Origin of the sequence: Methylorubrum extorquens (assembly GCF_024169925.1) — a bacterium.
Lineage (GTDB): Bacteria > Pseudomonadota > Alphaproteobacteria > Rhizobiales > Beijerinckiaceae > Methylobacterium > Methylobacterium extorquens_A.
The window spans coordinates 3735754-3751667 of sequence record NZ_JALJXF010000001.1 but is presented as its reverse complement, the minus strand read 5'-3'; the positions used below and the strand labels follow the sequence as shown (position 1 = coordinate 3751667).

14 protein-coding genes and 1 pseudogene are annotated in these 15914 nt (G+C 70.1%); 6 read left to right on the top strand and 9 right to left on the bottom strand.

Going from position 1 to position 15914, the window contains the following annotated elements; genetic code table 11:
* Positions 1-163 precede the first annotated feature (163 nt).
* Complete coding sequence (locus J2W78_RS17495) at positions 164-1801, bottom strand: DUF2336 domain-containing protein (RefSeq protein WP_253372556.1); 1638 nt, start codon at positions 1799-1801, stop codon at positions 164-166.
* Complete coding sequence (locus J2W78_RS17490) at positions 1798-2904, bottom strand: transglycosylase SLT domain-containing protein (RefSeq protein WP_253372554.1); 1107 nt, start codon at positions 2902-2904, stop codon at positions 1798-1800. The genes J2W78_RS17495 and J2W78_RS17490 overlap by 4 nt, the downstream gene beginning before the upstream one ends.
* A 177-nt stretch (positions 2905-3081) precedes the next feature.
* Between J2W78_RS17490 and J2W78_RS17485 the strand changes: the two genes are divergently transcribed.
* The 3 genes and pseudogenes from J2W78_RS17485 to J2W78_RS17475 all read left to right on the top strand — a co-directional run bounded on the left by J2W78_RS17485 (position 3082) and on the right by J2W78_RS17475 (position 5630).
* On the top strand, positions 3082-3744 hold the full coding sequence (locus J2W78_RS17485) for an aldolase/citrate lyase family protein (protein ID WP_253372552.1): 663 nt from the start codon (positions 3082-3084) through the stop codon (positions 3742-3744).
* 38 nt (positions 3745-3782) lie between these two features.
* Positions 3783-4370: pseudogene (locus tag J2W78_RS17480) on the top strand (glutathione S-transferase family protein).
* A 267-nt stretch (positions 4371-4637) separates the two neighbouring features.
* The gene (locus J2W78_RS17475) at positions 4638-5630 is read left to right on the top strand and encodes a catalase family peroxidase (RefSeq protein WP_253372550.1); all 993 of its coding nucleotides are present in this window, start codon (positions 4638-4640) and stop codon (positions 5628-5630) included.
* 452 nt (positions 5631-6082) lie between these two features.
* Here J2W78_RS17475 and J2W78_RS17470 read toward each other — a convergent pair whose 3' ends face one another.
* Together J2W78_RS17470 and J2W78_RS17465 are read right to left on the bottom strand one after the other, a co-directional pair.
* Positions 6083-6688, bottom strand: coding sequence for a flavin reductase family protein (locus J2W78_RS17470; RefSeq protein WP_253372548.1), 606 nt, complete (start codon positions 6686-6688; stop codon positions 6083-6085).
* 10 nt (positions 6689-6698) lie between these two features.
* Positions 6699-7286: a nitroreductase family protein gene (locus tag J2W78_RS17465; protein ID WP_253372546.1), complete on the bottom strand. Its 588-nt coding sequence runs from the start codon at positions 7284-7286 to the stop codon at positions 6699-6701.
* A gap of 155 nt (positions 7287-7441) precedes the next feature.
* On the opposite strand from J2W78_RS17465, the gene J2W78_RS17460 reads away from it, so the two are divergent.
* Positions 7442-8359: a hypothetical protein gene (locus tag J2W78_RS17460; RefSeq protein ID WP_253372544.1), complete on the top strand. Its 918-nt coding sequence runs from the start codon at positions 7442-7444 to the stop codon at positions 8357-8359.
* Between the two features lie 5 nt (positions 8360-8364).
* Entirely contained in the window at positions 8365-8757 is a 393-nt protein-coding gene (locus tag J2W78_RS17455) for a hypothetical protein (protein WP_253372542.1), read from the top strand.
* A gap of 193 nt (positions 8758-8950) precedes the next feature.
* Here the strand turns inward: J2W78_RS17455 and J2W78_RS24770 are convergent, their stop codons facing one another.
* Entirely contained in the window at positions 8951-9082 is a 132-nt protein-coding gene (locus tag J2W78_RS24770) for a hypothetical protein (protein ID WP_301288603.1), read from the bottom strand.
* Positions 9083-9207: 125 nt separating this feature from the next.
* On the opposite strand from J2W78_RS24770, the gene J2W78_RS17450 reads away from it, so the two are divergent.
* On the top strand, positions 9208-10602 hold the full coding sequence (locus tag J2W78_RS17450) for a PLP-dependent aminotransferase family protein (RefSeq protein ID WP_253372540.1): 1395 nt from the start codon (positions 9208-9210) through the stop codon (positions 10600-10602).
* A gap of 27 nt (positions 10603-10629) precedes the next feature.
* Here J2W78_RS17450 and thrS read toward each other — a convergent pair whose 3' ends face one another.
* The 4 genes from thrS to J2W78_RS17430 all read right to left on the bottom strand — a co-directional run bounded on the left by thrS (position 10630) and on the right by J2W78_RS17430 (position 15878).
* Positions 10630-12657 (bottom strand): threonine--tRNA ligase, encoded by a 2028-nt coding sequence (thrS, locus tag J2W78_RS17445; protein ID WP_253372538.1) that lies wholly within the window; start codon positions 12655-12657, stop codon positions 10630-10632.
* Positions 12658-12770: 113 nt separating this feature from the next.
* Positions 12771-13559 (bottom strand): hypothetical protein, encoded by a 789-nt coding sequence (locus J2W78_RS17440; protein WP_253372536.1) that lies wholly within the window; start codon positions 13557-13559, stop codon positions 12771-12773.
* Positions 13556-14458 (bottom strand): ROK family protein, encoded by a 903-nt coding sequence (locus J2W78_RS17435; RefSeq protein WP_253372534.1) that lies wholly within the window; start codon positions 14456-14458, stop codon positions 13556-13558. Before J2W78_RS17435 ends, J2W78_RS17440 begins: the two co-directional genes overlap by 4 nt.
* 22 nt (positions 14459-14480) lie before the next feature.
* Entirely contained in the window at positions 14481-15878 is a 1398-nt protein-coding gene (locus J2W78_RS17430; RefSeq protein WP_253372532.1) for a dicarboxylate/amino acid:cation symporter, read from the bottom strand.
* Positions 15879-15914 lie beyond the last annotated feature (36 nt).

The following is a 15914-nucleotide window of genomic DNA, read 5'->3' as shown; positions in this document are numbered from 1 at the left end:
CCGCAACTTGTCACGGGTGCCGCTGCGCCCCTCGCGCCGGGTCCGCAGCGATGATGGTCGCCGCAGCGGTTTCCTCGAGTCGCTCGACATCGTCGGGCCGCAGGCGATGCGGGCCTGGACGCCGGCCGAGGCGGGGGCAAGCTGTCTCCGCACCAGTGCCGTTTTACGCCGCGAGGCGCTCCCGGTCCGCGCGGTAGCTGAGGATCAGGTGCTCCGGGATCATGCCCGCGGCCACCGCGACGGCGATCGCGCGCGGGCGTGCGATGCGCTTCGGCTCGACCGAGATCTCCGGGATGGTTTCGGGCACGATGTCCGGAACGACTTCGAGCAGCGGCTCCGGCGAGCGCGCCACGATCGGTGCTGATGCCGCGGCACGGTCGGCCATGAACTGCGCGATGATCGCGTCGGCGAGGCCGGCAAGCACGATCTCGGCCGAATCCGGCACGATCGCCGCGTCCGGCCCGGCCGAGACCACTGCTGCGCCGATCCGGTCTTCCGGCCGCGGTGCCAGCGGCCACGCGGTGGAGGCGTCGGGCATGTTCGGCTCCGGCGCGGCGGAGGCCGGGGACAGGACGAGGATCTCGGACGGCGCCCTCGCGACGACGACGTCCACCGGCACCGGTGCGGTGAGCAGGATGGCGGCTCCGCCCGTTTCCTTCGCCTGCGCCTCGGCCTGTTCGTGTGCGAGAATGCGGGCCTCGTCACGGGCGGCCTCGGCCTCGAAGCGGGCGAGCAGCGCCATCAGGCCGCGGGCCTCTGCGAAGGGCAGAGTCTCGCAGGCGGTCAGCGCCGCCTCGATCATCGAACGGGCGAGGCGCGGCCCGTCGATGCCGTTGCGGCCGTCGTTGGAATCGCGCCACACGGTCAGCGCCGCGCGCACCGCCGGCAGCAGCAGGTCGGGCAATCCGGCGCGGCGGTGCAGGGCGGAAAAGCCCGCCCCGTGCGGCTCGCGCATCAGCCCGGCGACGCGGGCGCGGCTCAGTCCGCTCAACTCGGCCAGCGCCATCTCCGCGAAGGGCAGGCGCAGGGAGAGAACCGCCCGCAGCATCAGCCCGGCGGTCAGCTGTTCCTGCACCCGCAGATGCGCGACGAGCCGGGCGAGGCCCGCTTCCCCGGCCTCGTCGCTCAGCGCGAGGGCGGCGGCGTCGCGGGCCTCGCGGGCGGTGCGGGCGCCGCGCTCGGAGCTGATCCAGCCGGCATCCTGGCCGAAGCGCGAGAGCTGCTCGGCGATCAGGGTGACGATGGCGTGGCGCACCTCGATGGCGAGATCGGTGCGTGCGAGCAGGGCTTGGCGCAGGGCCGCGTCGTCGCCGTGCCGCTCGACCATCCGCAGCAGCGCGGCGGTGCCGATCGCGGCGAAGGGGTTGTTTGCCAGGGCGATGAGCGAGGGAGCGTCGCCCACCTCCGCCAGCGCCGCGGCCACCGGCTTCGACAGGTCGGCTCGCCCGGCCACGGCGGTGCGGGTTTCCTCGCAGCCCATGGCGACGCAATCGACGAGGTCGGCATCCATCAGCACGGGCGAGCGCGCCAGCACGAGGCAGGCGATGTCCGGCTGGTCGGAGGCCAATGCCACGATCAGAGGGCGCGGTGCCTGATCCGAGTCGGCGCAGGCTTGCGCCAGCGCCCGGCGCACCGCCGCGGCGGGGTCGTCGAGCAGGGCGAGCAGGGCGGTCTTGGCCTCCCAGGCTGCCTCCGGCCCCAGCGTACCCTGGAGGTAGCTGCGCGTCAGCGCGCCCGCGGCCTCGGCGCGCCGCTCGGGGGATGCGTTCTGGGTGAGGGTGAGGAACTGGCGGAGGATCATGAGCCGCTCCTGAGCCGGAAGGCGGAGGGATCGAACAGCGAATTTTTCGCTTGCGTGGCGGTCGGCCGGTCCGTCGTCGGGCCGGCCATGAAGGTGGTGGTCGTGGCAGCCATTGCCGTCAGTCCGGCGGGCCGGCGCGGGGGAAGCGGCACGACGATGGGCTCCGAGGCTGCCGCAGTTTCCGCCACGGCCGTGCCAATGCTCGTGGCGGCGCTCGGAGTGGTCGTGCTCTCGGTCTCGTTCCAGGCATCGGAGCGCGGAAAGTAAGTCGGGCCGGTGCGGTCCGCGCTGCTGGCAGCGGCGCGGTTCTGCCAGAGCTTGGCCACCCCTTCCGAAACCGCGCCCTGGCGCCGGTCGGTCTGGAACAGCGAGCGCAGGCCGCCTTCCAGCGAGGCGTAGGCGGTCGGCGGGTTCGCCTCGGCCGCGGCGGTCGCGACCGGGGTCGCCACGCCGGACGTCGTTTGGCTCAACAGGCCGTAGAGTTCGGAGGCGCTGCGCGGGCGCCCGGCGCGGTCGTAGAACAGGCTGCGGTTGGCGGCGGCCGCCTCCGGCATGTCGAGGGCGGCGGGCCGCGACGGGTTCGCCTGCGCCGACGCGATCAGGGCGCTCGCGCCCTTCGCCCCGAGGACATGGGCGGCATAGAGATCGCCCGCATTCGGCTCGCGCCCGAGCGCCGTGCTCAGCGCTTCGCCGTTGCGCTGCGTCAGCGCGCCCGCCATCGCCGCCGAGACTTTGGGATCGCGGCGCAGATCGAGGATCGCCTGCCGCGCCGCCGGATCCGCCACGGTGTAGCGGCCATCCGTGCCGGCGGTGATGGCATCGGCGTAGGAGGAGAGGCCGAGCTTGGGCCCGGCATTCTTCATGACGCCGAGCCAGGTCTGCTCGATGAACTGGAACAGGCCGGTCGCCGTGGAGGTGCTCGCCTTGGCTGAGGGGTTGAGGCTCGATTCGCGCTGGGCCGTGGCGAGCAGGTAGTCGAAGCCTACGCCGCTCGTTTGCGCGCCCTCGCGGATCGCATCGACGACCTCGCCGCTCGCCGCGGCGGCCCGCGCCGGGGCGGCGGTCTCGCGGGTGGCGGTGGGAGCATTGGTGAACAGGAACATGACGTGTCCCGCCGGGACCGTCACTCGGCCCCGCGAGCCCTGACATTCCTGCACCTATGGTAAAGGAAGCTTGAATATGGCGGCTTCCGACGCGTCGCTTTGCGAGAAAGCGTAGGTTTTCCGCCGGCTTGAGCGGAGAGGCGCCGGCCGAATCCGCCCCGATCCCTTGAAGGCCGCATGACCCCCGCCTCTCCTCGCCTTGAGCCTGATGCGCTGCGCCGCGCCGTCACCATCGTGGATGCGGCGTCGGCCGATGCGGCTCTGGCGGCGGGCGCCGACGCCCTGGTGTTCGAGGCTGCGCTTCCGCCACGGCTCGTGGCGGCTCTGCGGGCGCACCGGCCGAGTCTGACGCTCTACGCCGCTCTCGACGGCCCCGACGCGTCCGGCCTCGATGCGCTCATGGCGCAAGGGCCGGACGGCGTGCTGCTGCGCGATGCGCGCTCCGGCCGGGATGTCGCCGCCCTCGGGGGCCGGCTCGCCGTCTGCGAAGCGCAGGCCGGCCTGCCCGACGGGGCAACGGTGATCCTCGCCGCGATCGCCCATCCCCTCGGCGTGCTCGACGCCCGCAGCTTTGCCGGAGCGAGCCCGCGGCTTGCCGGCCTCGGCCTCGACGGGACGACGCTTGCGGCAGGTCTGCGAGAGGCGGCCCCGCTCGCCCAGGCCCACAGCCTCATTCGCCTTGCCGCGGCGGCAGCGGGTGTCACCGCCTTCGAGATGCTGACAGCGGACGAGGATGACTCACCCGAACGGCTTGCGGTGGCGCGGCAGGACGGTTTCGAATGGGTCGTGCTGCGTGCTCCGGCACGCGTCGCGGCCCGGACGCGCGGCGGGGCCGGGTGAGGCACCCCTCGGCCGCAAGCGGGACAGAAGAGGTTCTCATGCTCACCGTCTACGGCGACGCCAAGTCGGGCAATTGCCTGAAGGTGGCCTGGGTCGCCGCGCATCTCGGGATCGACCTGGACTGGCGCGAGGTCGATATCCTGAAGGGTGAGACGCGCACGCCCGATTTCCTTGCCCTCAACCCGGACGGGCGCGTGCCGACCCTCGTGCTGGAGGACGGGCGCAGCCTCGCCGAGTCGAACGCGATCATCGGCTATCTCGCCCGCGATTCCGCGCTGATCCCGGCGGATGCCTTCGCGCAGGCGAAGATGCGGCAATGGCTGTTCTGGGAGCAGTACAGCCACGAGCCCACCATCGCCGTGCGCCGCTTCCAGCTTCTCTATCTCGGCCGGGACGAGGCGGAGCTGGAACCGAAGCTGTTCGAGCGGGGTCACGCCGCGCTCGCCCTGATGGAGGGCGCCCTGGCGGATCGGCCGTTCCTCGTCGGCTCGGCCTAGAGCCTCGCCGATGTGGCGCTCGTGGCCTATACCCGCCTCGCCCATGAGGGCGGTTTCGATCTCACGCCCTATCCGGCCTTGCGGGCCTGGATCGCTCGCGTCGAGGCCGGGCTCGGGATCGTGGGTTAGAGCTTTCGTCCTCAAAGCGGGCCATCGGCATCGAGGCTCCGGCGGCTTGCCGAACCACCACGCGCTTTCGTCGCCAAATCACCGAAGCTTGCTTCGGATTAAAATCGTTCCATTTCGCAGGGGCGGCCCCTGTCCCATGTCGCGCCCCCTGATACGGTTGCCGCTTGATCCAAGCGGGGACCGTATCAGCAAGCCCGCGCGGCGCTTGAGCGAAATCCGAATCCGCCATCCCGAAGGGATCAAACGGATTTGGTATGAGAGGAATGAATGTTGGTCTCAACATACGGACGTGCCCTGGCTGCGGGCGTCGCGCTGGCGCTTATCGGCGGGCTTCCGGCCCGAGCGCAGGACAGCTCGACGGCCGAGCAGACGATCGACGTCATGAACACCCTGTTCGGCAAGCATGCCGGCAAGCGCGCCAACCACGCCAAGGGCGTGGTCGCCGAGGGCAGCTTCACCCCCTCCGCCGAGGCGGCGAAGGTCAGCAAGGCGTCCCTGTTCGCCGGACCGGCCGTGCCGGTGACGATCCGCTTCTCGGACGCGACAGGCGTGCCGACGATCGCGGATGGTGCCGCCAACGCCAATCCGCACGGCATGTCGCTCAAGTTCAAACTCAGCGACGGCGCGGACATGGACGTTGTCGTGAACTCGCTCGCCTATTTCCCGGTCGCCACCGGCGAGGAATTTCGCGACCTCCTGAAGGCGGTGTCTGAGAGCGGGCCGGACGCGAAGAAGCCGACCGCACTGGAACGCTTCGTCGCCACGCACCCCGCCGCTGCTACGGCGGGTTCCACGGCCAAGACCCCGTCGAGCTTCGCCCGGCAGACCTATAACGGCGTCAACGCCTTCGTGTTCGTGGACAAGGACGGCAAGCGGCAGCCGTTCCGCTTCCGCTTCGTGCCGGCGCAGGGCGAGGAGATTTTGCCCGCCGAGGAGGCGGCCAAGCAGGGGCCGAACTACCTCATGGACGAGATCGGCCCGCGCCTCGCGAGGGAGCCGGCGAAGTTTCGGGTGCTGGCTCAGCTCGCCGAGGCGGGTGATCCCACCAACGACGCCACGAAGCCGTGGCCGGAGAGCCGGAAGACCCTCGACCTCGGCACGCTGACGGTCACGAAGGTGGTGGCGGACAGCGCGGAGGCCGAGAAGGCACTCCTGTTCATGCCGAACGCACTCACCGACGGCATCGAGGTGTCGGACGATCCGCTGATCGACGCCCGCGTCCAGGCCTATGCGGTGTCGTTCGGACGACGCGCGCAGTAGGGGATCGGGGCCACCGGGATCGCGCCGCCTAACGGGCGGTCCCGGTGGCCGGAGCCGAGGATCCGGCGGGACGGGGCGCATCCGGGGCACCGGTGCGGGCGCCGTCCTTCGTGGCGCCCGAGCCAGTCAGGCCCCCTGCGCCCACGCTGCCCGTGGAGGGGCCGGCCTCATTCCGGTCCTGGGCCGGGGGTGGGGACGCAGTCCGCTTGTCTTCGGCCGCCGCAGCACTGCCGGAGAGACCGGCGAGAAGCGAAGCGCCGAGGAGAATTCCGCGTCCAGACAATCCCATCATGCGTTCGCTCCCAAATGCGGCAAGTCGTCGGTGCCGTCCGCGTGACCAACCGCAGGCGCTTGGCCATGTTCCGGAGCGCGCGGGAGTCACATCGCAGTCCGCTTGCCGCACTCAGCGGATCGGACAGCGGTCACGCGGGGTGGGATCTCACCCCGCGCGCTCAAGCGCCCTTCGGCCGGTGCAACTCGAACCGGTTCTCGGACTCGGTGGTGAAGTAGTCGAAATAGCCGCCGCGCAGGATCGGGCGCATGGCGCCGGTATCGACCCGGCCGTCCCGCACGAAGCGGTCGTCGACGTAGATCGAGACCACCTGCCCGATCACCATGAAATTCGCTGGCTCTCCGCCGCCGAGCGGCACCAGCGGCACGGTCTGAAGCCACTTGCACTCGATCGCCGCGGGCGATTCCGCGACGCGGGGCGGGCGCACGCGGCGCGAGGGTGCGGGGGTCAACCCGGCAAAGCCGAACTCGCTCTCGCCCCGTGCCAGCGGCGCCGAGGTCGCGTTGACCGCCTCGCGCAGATCGAAGGTAGCGAGGCTGCACACGAACTCGCCGCCCTCTTCGGCAAAGGTCATCGCGTCCTTGCGGCCCGAGGAGGAGAACATCACCATGTCGGGTTCGCCGCCCACCGCGTTGAAGAACGAGTAGGGCGCAAGGTTCACCCGGCCCGCCCGGTCCATGGCGCTAATCCAGCCAATCGGGCGCGGGGCGACGATGGCTTTCAGCGGGTTATGCGGCAGGCTGGGCGTCTCGGCCTCGTAATGCATGGGGAATCCCTCAGAGCCGGGTGACGATCTGGACGAGGTCCGGCCGCGGCCGGTCCGACGGCACCTCGCGGGCGCGGCCTATGTGGATGAAGCCGGCGATCCGCTCGGCCGGGTCGAGACCGAGGGCATCGAGCACCCGGCGGTCGTAGGCGAACCATTCGGTGAGCCAGGAGGTGGCGTAGCCCGCCGCGTTGGCGGCGACCACGAGGTTCATGCAGACGGCGCCCGCCGAGAGCACCTGCTCCCATTCCGGGATTTTGACGTGGGGCCCGGCGCGGGAGACCACGCCCACCACCGTCGGCGCATGGGTCAGGCGCTGCCGCTCCTGCGCGCGCCGCTTCTCCTCGGCCTCCGGAAAGTCGGCGAGGAAGGTGCGCTCGATGATCGCGCCGACGCGCTCGCGCGCTTCCCCCTCGATCACGAGGAAGCGCCAGGGGCTGAGCTTGCCGTGGTCGGGCACCCGCGCCGCGACCGTCAGCCAGATCTCGAGTTCTTCCGGCGCGGGGCCGGGCCCGTCGAGCAACATCGGCGGCACCGAGCGGCGGGTGCGCAGCAGGTCGAGGGTGCGATCTCCAGCGGCATCTCGAAGCTCGGTCATGGACAATCCGGTTGCGGGGGCTGAAGGATGGGTGACGCTGAACTGCCGACCGCCATGCCGCCGCCACGGTCGGGTTTCAAGAGCGCGTGGGTGCATCAGGGCGCATCGAGGGCCAAGATGGCCCCGGACGGCGCGGGCAGAAGGATCGAGGGACGATGGGACGCGGGTCCGCAGGCTGCCGTATCGTCGCCTCGGTCGTCGCTCTGGCCGCACTCCTCGCGATCCCGGCCGCCGCGCAGGCGCCGACGCCGTTCGGACCGGGCCTGCCCTCGCCGGGCGTGACCGGGCCGATGCTGCCCCCGCCTGCGGCGGAGGGCGAGGCGGACCTCACGCTCTCGGCAGTCTTCGTCGGCGCGAACGGGCCGATCCGCTCCGGCCTGACCTGGCGCGTCTACGGCGAGAATGGCGACGGCGCCCGCCCGACGATCGTCGCCCGCTCGAACGAGCCCGCCCCGACCTTCAAGCTCGCGGCCGGCGCCTATGTCGCCACCGTCACCTACGGTTATGCCAGCGCCTCGAAGCGGATCACCATGGCGGGCACCGCCAGCACGGATCAGCTCCGCGTGGCCGCGGGGGCGCTCAAGCTGTCCGGCGCGGTCGGCGACCAGAAGATCCCGGGCAACCAGCTCGGCTTCTCGGTCTACGTGCCGATCGGGACGAACTCGGAAGGGCGCCTCGTGCGCAGCGGCATCAAGGCCGGCGAGATCGTGCGGCTGCCCGAGGGCACCTATCACGTCGTGTCGAGCTACGGCGATTCGAACGCGATTCAGCGTGCCGACCTCCGGGTTGAGAACGGCCGGGTCACCGACGCGACCATGAACCACCGCGCCGCCACCGTAACCCTGAAGCTCGTGGCCGCCCCCGGCTCCGAGGCCTTCGCCGGCACCGCCTTCAGCGTGCTGACGCCGGGCGGCGACACGATCCGCGAGGCGATCGGCGCTTTTCCGTCGGTGACGCTGGCGGAGGGTGACTACGTGCTGATCGCCCGCCACGACGGCCAGGTCTTCACCCGCGAGTTTAAGGTGGAGAGCGGCATGGACCGCGACATCGAAGTGGTGGCGAAAGGAAGCTGAGCCCGATGAGCCTGTGCAAGACCGCCTTCGCGGCCCTCCTGATCCTGTCCGGCGCGAGCGCGGCGGGTGCTCAGATCGTCGTGGACGGCTCGGAGTCCGGCGTCGGGGCGGAGGCGGTGCGCACCGCGTTGAGTCTGATCGAGCGGCAGATGCGCGACCCCGAGGCGAAGGTCGCCGACCTGCGGATCGGCCGGGCCGGGGCCCTGTGCGGCACGGTCGATGTGCGTAACCGCATGGGCGCCTATACCGGCCCCCGGCCGTTCGTCGCCGACCTCTCCGAGAAATTCCTCGGGCGTCTGCCCGAGGGGCCGGAACTGCGCAGCCCGGGTTCGATGGCGGCCTTCCGGGCCATGGAGCGGGCGAAGTCCCTGTTCGAAGCGAACTGCACCGCCGGCTGAGCGTCTGTCTGGCGAACGAGGTCAGCCGGTTCGTGGATCGGATCCGCTCGCCCGGCCAATTCCCTCATCCTGAAGTAGCGGAGCGAAGCGGAGGCCTCCCGAAGACGCCGCGATCCCTGGAGCCCTCCTTCGAGGCCGCTCCGCGGCACCTCGGGATGAGGTGAGATCCTGGGAAAAGCCGTCGAAAGGGCGCTCAGGCGAACGGCACGATCAGCGGCAGAGCGAGCAGGGCGCCCGCGGCCAGAACGATCGCGTCGCGCAGGCGCCGGCCGATCCAGGCATGAGCGCCGGGATGCTGCGCGTGGGTGTCTTCCAAAAACGTCATCTTTCGTCTCCTGTCTTTCGATGGCCTCGATATGACGGCGCCATCGCTTTCCCGACAGAGACGGTTGCGGTACGATTTCGAAGAACTGTCCGGGACGAGTGACGGTACAGTTCGGAGGGACAGCCATGACGGTTACGGTCGCGGAGCCGGTCCTCTCACGGGTCGAGACGGTGATGCGGGCCATCGAGGCGCGGATCGAGGGTCGCGCGCTCGGCCCCGGCGCCCGGTTACCCTCGGTTCGGGGCCTCGCCGACAGCATGCAGGTCTCGAAATCGACCGTGGTCGAGGCCTATGACCGGCTGGCGGCGCGCGGCGCCATCGTCTCGCGGCCGGGCTCGGGCTTCTTCGTCTCCGCCCGCCCGGAACCGCTCTGCCTCACCGCGATCGGCCCGCGGCTCGACCGGGCGGTCGATCCGGTCTGGATCACCCGGCAATCGCTCGAAGCCCGCCCGGACTCCCTGAGGCCCGGTTGCGGTTGGCTCCCGCCGGATTGGCTACCGGAAGCCGAGCTGCGCCGGGCGCTGCGCCAAGTCGCCCGCCAGAGCGAGGCGGTGATGTTCTACGACACGCCGCAGGGCCACGCCCCCTTGCGCCAGCACCTCGCTTTGCGGCTGACCGAGCGTGGCATCCGCGCCCATCCCGATCAGCTCGTGCTGACCGATTCCGTCACCCACGGCCTCGACCTGATCATCCGCTTTCTCGCCGAGCCCGGCGATACGGTGCTGCTCGACGATCCCTGCTACTTCTCGTTCCAGGCCCTCGCCCGCGCTCACCGCTTGCAGATGGTCGGGGTGCCGTTCGGGCCCGAGGGGCCGGATCTCGCCGCGTTCGAGGCGGCGCTGATCGAACATAAGCCCCGCTTCTACATCACCAATTCCGGCCTCCAGAACCCGATTGGCGCGACCTTGAGTCCGGTGGCCGTCCACCGCATCCTGCGGCTCGCCGAGATGCACGGCACGCTCATCGTTGAGGACGACGCCTATGCCGATTTCGAGGCGGAGCCGGGCCCGCGTCTCGCCGGCTTCGACGGGCTCGACCGGGTGATCCATGTCGGCGGCTTCTCGAAGACGATCTCCACCGGCGCCCGCGTCGGCGTGATCGCGATCCGCGACGACTGGGTCGAGCGCCTCGTCGATCTCAAGCTCGCCGTGTCGTTGAGCGACAACCACCTCACCGCGGCGACCCTCCACCGCTTCCTCGATGACGGCAGCTACCGCCACCACGTCGATGCCATGCGTACCCGGCTCGCGGAGGCTCGCGGTACGGTGGTGCGACGGCTGGCGGAGGTCGGCCTCACCGTGCCCTTCGTGCCGAAGGGGGGCATGTTCCTCTGGGCGCGCCTGCCGGACGGCCTCGACGCAGCTGACATTTCCCGCCGGGCCCTCGCCCGCGGCGTGGTGCTGGCGCCGGGCAACGTGTTCTCGTTGAGCCAGGGCGCCGCCGGCTCGATGCGTTTCAACGTAGCGCAATGCGCCGACCCGCGGGTTTTCTCCGAACTCGCGCGGGCGATGGAGGGGTAAGGCGCGAAGGCCCCACCCCGCCTCGCCTTAAGGCGCCGGAAGCTCGACGTGCTGACCATCGAGCACCGTATCGGTACTCGGACGGCTCTCCGCAGCGGCGTCGGCCCGGCGGCGATCCGGGGAGGTCGCCTCCTCGAGGAAGGCGGCGAGCGCCGCGTCGAGTGCCATCGTCGTGGTCTTCTGGCTACCCATGCGGCGCACCGAGACCGTGCGCTCCTCCGCCTCCCGGCGTCCGAGCGCCAGCAGAACCGGCACCTTGGCCAGCGAATGCTCGCGGACCTTGTAGTTGATCTTCTCGTTGCGGAGATCCGCTTCCACCCGGAGCCCGGCGCGCTCCAGAACCCGCACGACCTCGCGGGCGTAAGGGTCGGCGTCGCTGGTGATCGTCGCCACCACCACCTGCACCGGCGCGAGCCAAAGCGGGAAGTGCCCGGCGAAATGCTCGATCAGGATGCCGGTGAAGCGCTCCATCGAGCCGCAGATGGCGCGGTGGATCATCACCGGCGGCTTCTTCTGGCTGTCGGCGTCGATGTAGCTCGCGTCGAACCGCTCCGGCAGGTTGAAGTCCACCTGCGTCGTGCCGCACTGCCAATCGCGGCCGATGGCGTCGCGCAGCACGTACTCGAATTTCGGCCCGTAGAACGCGCCCTCGCCGGGATTGACGGCGGTCTTGATCCGCCCGCCGGACTGCTCCTCGATCTGCGCCAGCACCTGCGTCATCACCGCTTCGGCGTGATCCCACAGGGCGTCGGAGCCGACGCGCTTCTCGGGCCGCGTCGAGAGTTTCACCAGGATCTGGTCGAAGCCGAAATCCGCGTAGGTCGAGAGGATCAGGTCGTTGATCTTCAGGCACTCGGCAGCGAGCTGGTCCTCGGTGCAGAAGATGTGCGCGTCGTCCTGGGTGAAGCCGCGCACCCGCATCAGGCCGTGCATCGCGCCCGACGGCTCGTAGCGGTGGACCACGCCGAACTCGGCCATGCGCAGGGGCAGGTCGCGATACGACTTCAGCCCGTGCTTGAAGATCTGGACGTGGCCGGGGCAGTTCATCGGCTTCAAGGCAAACCAGCGCTTGTCCTCGGCCTCCTCGCCGGCGGATTGGGCCGCGAACATGTTCTCGCGGTACCAGCCCCAGTGGCCGGAGGTCTCCCAGAGCGACTTGTCGAGGATCTGCGGCGCGTTCACCTCGGCGTAGTCGCCCTTCAGGCGGCGGCGCATATAGGCGATCAGCTCCTGGAAGATCGTCCAGCCCTTGGCGTGCCAGAACACGACGCCCGGCCCCTCCTCCTGGAAGTGGAACAGGTCCATCTCACGTCCGAGGCGGCGGTGGTCGCGGCGCTCCGCCTCCTCCAGCCGGTGCAGGTAGGCGTCGAGATCCTCCTTCGTCGCCCAGGCCGTGCCGTAGATGCGGGTCAGCATCGGGTTGTTGGAATCGCCCCGCCAATAGGCGCCCGCGACCTTCATCAGCTTGAAGGCCACGCCGACCTTGCCCGTTGAGGTCATGTGCGGGCCGCGGCAGAGGTCGAACCACTCGCCCTGGCGATAGATCTTCAGATCCTCGCCCGGCGGGATCGCATCGACCAGCTCGACCTTGTAGCGCTCGCCCCGCTCGGCAAAGAGCGCCTTCACGTCGTCGCGCTTCCAGACTTCCCGGGTGAAGGGCGCGTCGCGCGCAATGATCTCGCGCATCTTCGCCTCGATCTTCGGGAAGTCCTCCGGCGTGAACGGCTCATCCTTGGCGAAGTCGTAGTAGAAGCCGTTCTCGATGACGGGGCCGATCGTGACCTGCGTGCCGGGCCACAAAGCCTGCACGGCTTCCGCCAGCACGTGCGCGCAGTCGTGGCGGATCAGTTCGAGCGCCCGCGCATCGTCGCGCGAAATGAACTCGATCGCGGCATCCCGCTCGATCGTCTCGTCGAGATCGCAGACCGTCCCGTCGAGCGCCATGGCGACCGTGCGCTTGGCGAGCGACTTGGCGATGCCCTCCACCACGGTCCGGCCGGTCACCGCGGCGTCGTACGCGCGGGTGTTGCCGTCGGGGAAGGTCAGGATGGGCATGATGGGACCGTGTTTTTTGCCAAGCGTGCCCCGCGGAGGGGACGGCGGGTTTTCGGAAGGCGGGCGGGCGAAGTCAATGCTGACTCATCACACCGAAAGACAACAGCAGCCCCTCAGAGATCGTCCGGTCCCCAGCCGAGGCGCGCGGCGATCGCGCTTGCTTCGGCGTCGTCGAGGAACAGCACCAGTCCCGCCCCGCCATCGGCGGCGATCCGGAAGCGCCGCGTCTCACCCGCCGGCCGGCTCGCGTCGAGCCGTTCGAGCAGGCTCCAATCGAAGTTCTTGTCGGCGGGGAAGGTCAGCGGCGGGATCGGCGGCTCGGTGTCGAACGCGACGCGGAAGCCGTGGCCGTAGGGGCCGAGCCCCGGCACGCGGGCGACGGTGACGCCGCGGCCGGTCCAGACCCCGGCGACCGCGATCAACCGGGCGAACAGCGCGCGATAGCTGTCGTCGTCGGCCCCGTCGTAGCAGTGATCTTCGAAGATCGCGGCGTTGGAGAATTCGTCCTCGATCCCGTCGGCAAGGGCGCGGTAGCTCCACAGGATGTCGATCGACAGCGCCTGCGGGCCGCGCTGCGTCAGCGGCCGGGTCGCGTTGTCGTCGCCGACGGCGAATTCGTGATGCTCCGCCATCGCCCGCGCGGCGGCGCGCCGGTCCATCCCCGCGTAGTGCGGGCCGAGCCGGAGGCCGGCGGCGATGAGGCCGTCGAGGGCCGCCTCCACGGCATCGACCTCCGCCGCGCTGCGCTGGTGCGGCGGCTGCGGCTCCCGGGCCGCGCCGGACGGGGCGACGATCTCCGCCGCGCCGGGCCGTTGCGGCGGCGGCGACTCCCAGGCCGTCAAGGACGGGGCCGGCGCGGGCGGGCGATTCCGGCCGAACAGGCGGCGGAGCCAATCGATCATGTCGTCCCCCACAGCCACGCCGCGCCGCGCACGCCCGAGGCGTCGCCGTGCAGGCTTGCCCGCACCGGCGTGTCGAAGCGGTCGGAGAAGACGTGAGGCGCGATTGTGCCTGGGAGAGCGGCGACGAGGCCCTCGACGCGCGAGAGGCCGCCACCGAGCACGATGACGTCGGGGTCGAGAATATTGACCACATGGGCAATGCTGCGCCCGAGCCGGTCGCGATAGCGCGCCATCGCCGCGGCGGCGTCCGCATCCCCGGCCTGCGCCCGAGCGACGATTGCCTCGCCGGTCAGATTTTGGTTCGTACACCGAAAGAAATCCGCGGCGAGTCCGGGACCGGAGAGCCAGGTCTCGATGCAGCCGTGGCGGCCGCAATAGCAGGCGGGGCCGGGGCGCTCGTCGTCGCGGGGTTGGGGCAGCGGGTTGTGCCCCCACTCCCCACTGATCGCGTTGCGGCCCGTCAGCGCCTGCCCCCGCAGCGCGATTCCGGAGCCGACGCCGGTGCCGAGAATGATCGCCCAAACGAGGGTCTCGCCCGCCCCGGCGCCATCCACCGACTCCGACACGGCAAGGCAGTTTGCGTCGTTCTCGACCCGCACCGGGCGGTCGAGGCAGGCCGCGAGATCTCCCGCGAATGGCCGGCCGTTCAGCCAGACCGAGTTGGCGTTCTTGATCAGGCCGGTGGCACGGGAGACCGCACCGGGCATGCCGACGCCGACGCTTGCTCCGGTCGCGCCGGCCTGCCGTTCCAAAGCGGCGACGACGCCGGCGATGGCGTCGAGGGTGCCGGCATAGTCGTTCCGCGGGGTCGGCACGCGGGTCTCCGCCCGCGTCGCCCCGTCGGCATCAAGCGCGATCCCGGCGATCTTGGTGCCGCCGAGATCGATCCCAATCCGCAACCCGTCGGAGACCAAGGCGGGCTTACTGCGCCGCCACGACCTTCGGAGCGGTCGCCGGCACATCCTCGCCGGGGCCTTCCGGCGCCTCGTCCGAGATCTCGGTGCCGATGGAGAACGGATGCGCCATCACCTCGGCGAGCTTCTTCTTGTCGAGCTCGCCCTCCCAGCGGGAGACGACGATGGTGGCGACACCGTTGCCGATGAGGTTGGTGAGCGCGCGGCACTCCGACATGAACTTGTCGACGCCGAGCACCAGGGTCATCGCCGCCACCGGCACCGGGGCGCCGGGGATGGCGGCCAGGGTCGCGGCCAGCGTGATGAAGCCGGCGCCGGTGACGCCCGAGGCGCCCTTCGAGGTCAGCATGGCGACGATGAAGATCGTCGCGTACTGCCCGACCGTGAGGTCGGCCCCCACCGCCTGCGCCAGGAACAGGGTGGTGAGCGTCATGTAGATGTTGGTGCCGTCGAGGTTGAACGAGTAGCCCGTCGGGATCACGAGGCCGACGACCGAGTCAGACGCGCCGAGGCGCTTCATCTTGGTCATCATGTGCGGCAGCACGGTCTCGGAGGAGGAGGTGCCGAGCACGATCAGCAACTCGTCCTTGATGTAGGCGAGGAACTTGAAGATCGAGAAGCCGGCAAACGCCGCAATGCCGCCGAGCACGACGAAGATGAACAGCAGCGAGGTGGTGTAGAAGGTGCCCACCAGCCAAGCGAGGTCGATGACCTTGCCGATGCCGTACTGGCCCACCGTGAAGGCCATGGCGCCGAAGGCGCCGAGGGGGGCGAGCTTCACCACGAGGCCGATGATGCGGAAGAAGACCTGACCCGCCGCATCGATGCCGTGGGTGATGCTCTCGCCCTTCTTGCCCATGCCGGTGAGCACGACGCCGGTCAGGATCGAGATCAGCAGCACCTGAAGCAGGTCGCCGGTGGCGAAGGCGTCGAAGAAGCTCTTTGGGATGATCGCCATAAGGTGGGCGATCGTGGAGTCGGCGGCCGCCTTGCTGGCGTAGCCCTCGACCGCCTTGGCGTCGAGCTTCGACACGTCGGCGCCGAAGCCCGCGCCCGGCTGGATCACCTCGCCGACGATGATGCCGATAAGGAGCGCGAGGGAGGAGACGACCTCGAAGTAGATCAAGGCCTTGAGGCCGACGCGGCCGACCTTCTTCAGGTCGCCGATCGAGGCGATGCCGTGGACGATGGTGCAGAAGATGATCGGCGCGATCAGCATCTTGATCAGCGCGATGAAGGCGTCGCCCATCCATTTGAACGACTTGCCCCATTCCGGGCTGAGCCAGCCGAGCAGGACGCCCAGCACGATGGCGATCAGCACCTGGATGTAGAGCACCCGGTACCACGGTGTATGCGCGCTGGGCGTGCCGGGCGCGCCCGCATCATGCGTTGCGGAATGGGCCATGTTTCCTCACCGATACCGTGTTGCGCGGCCTCGCCC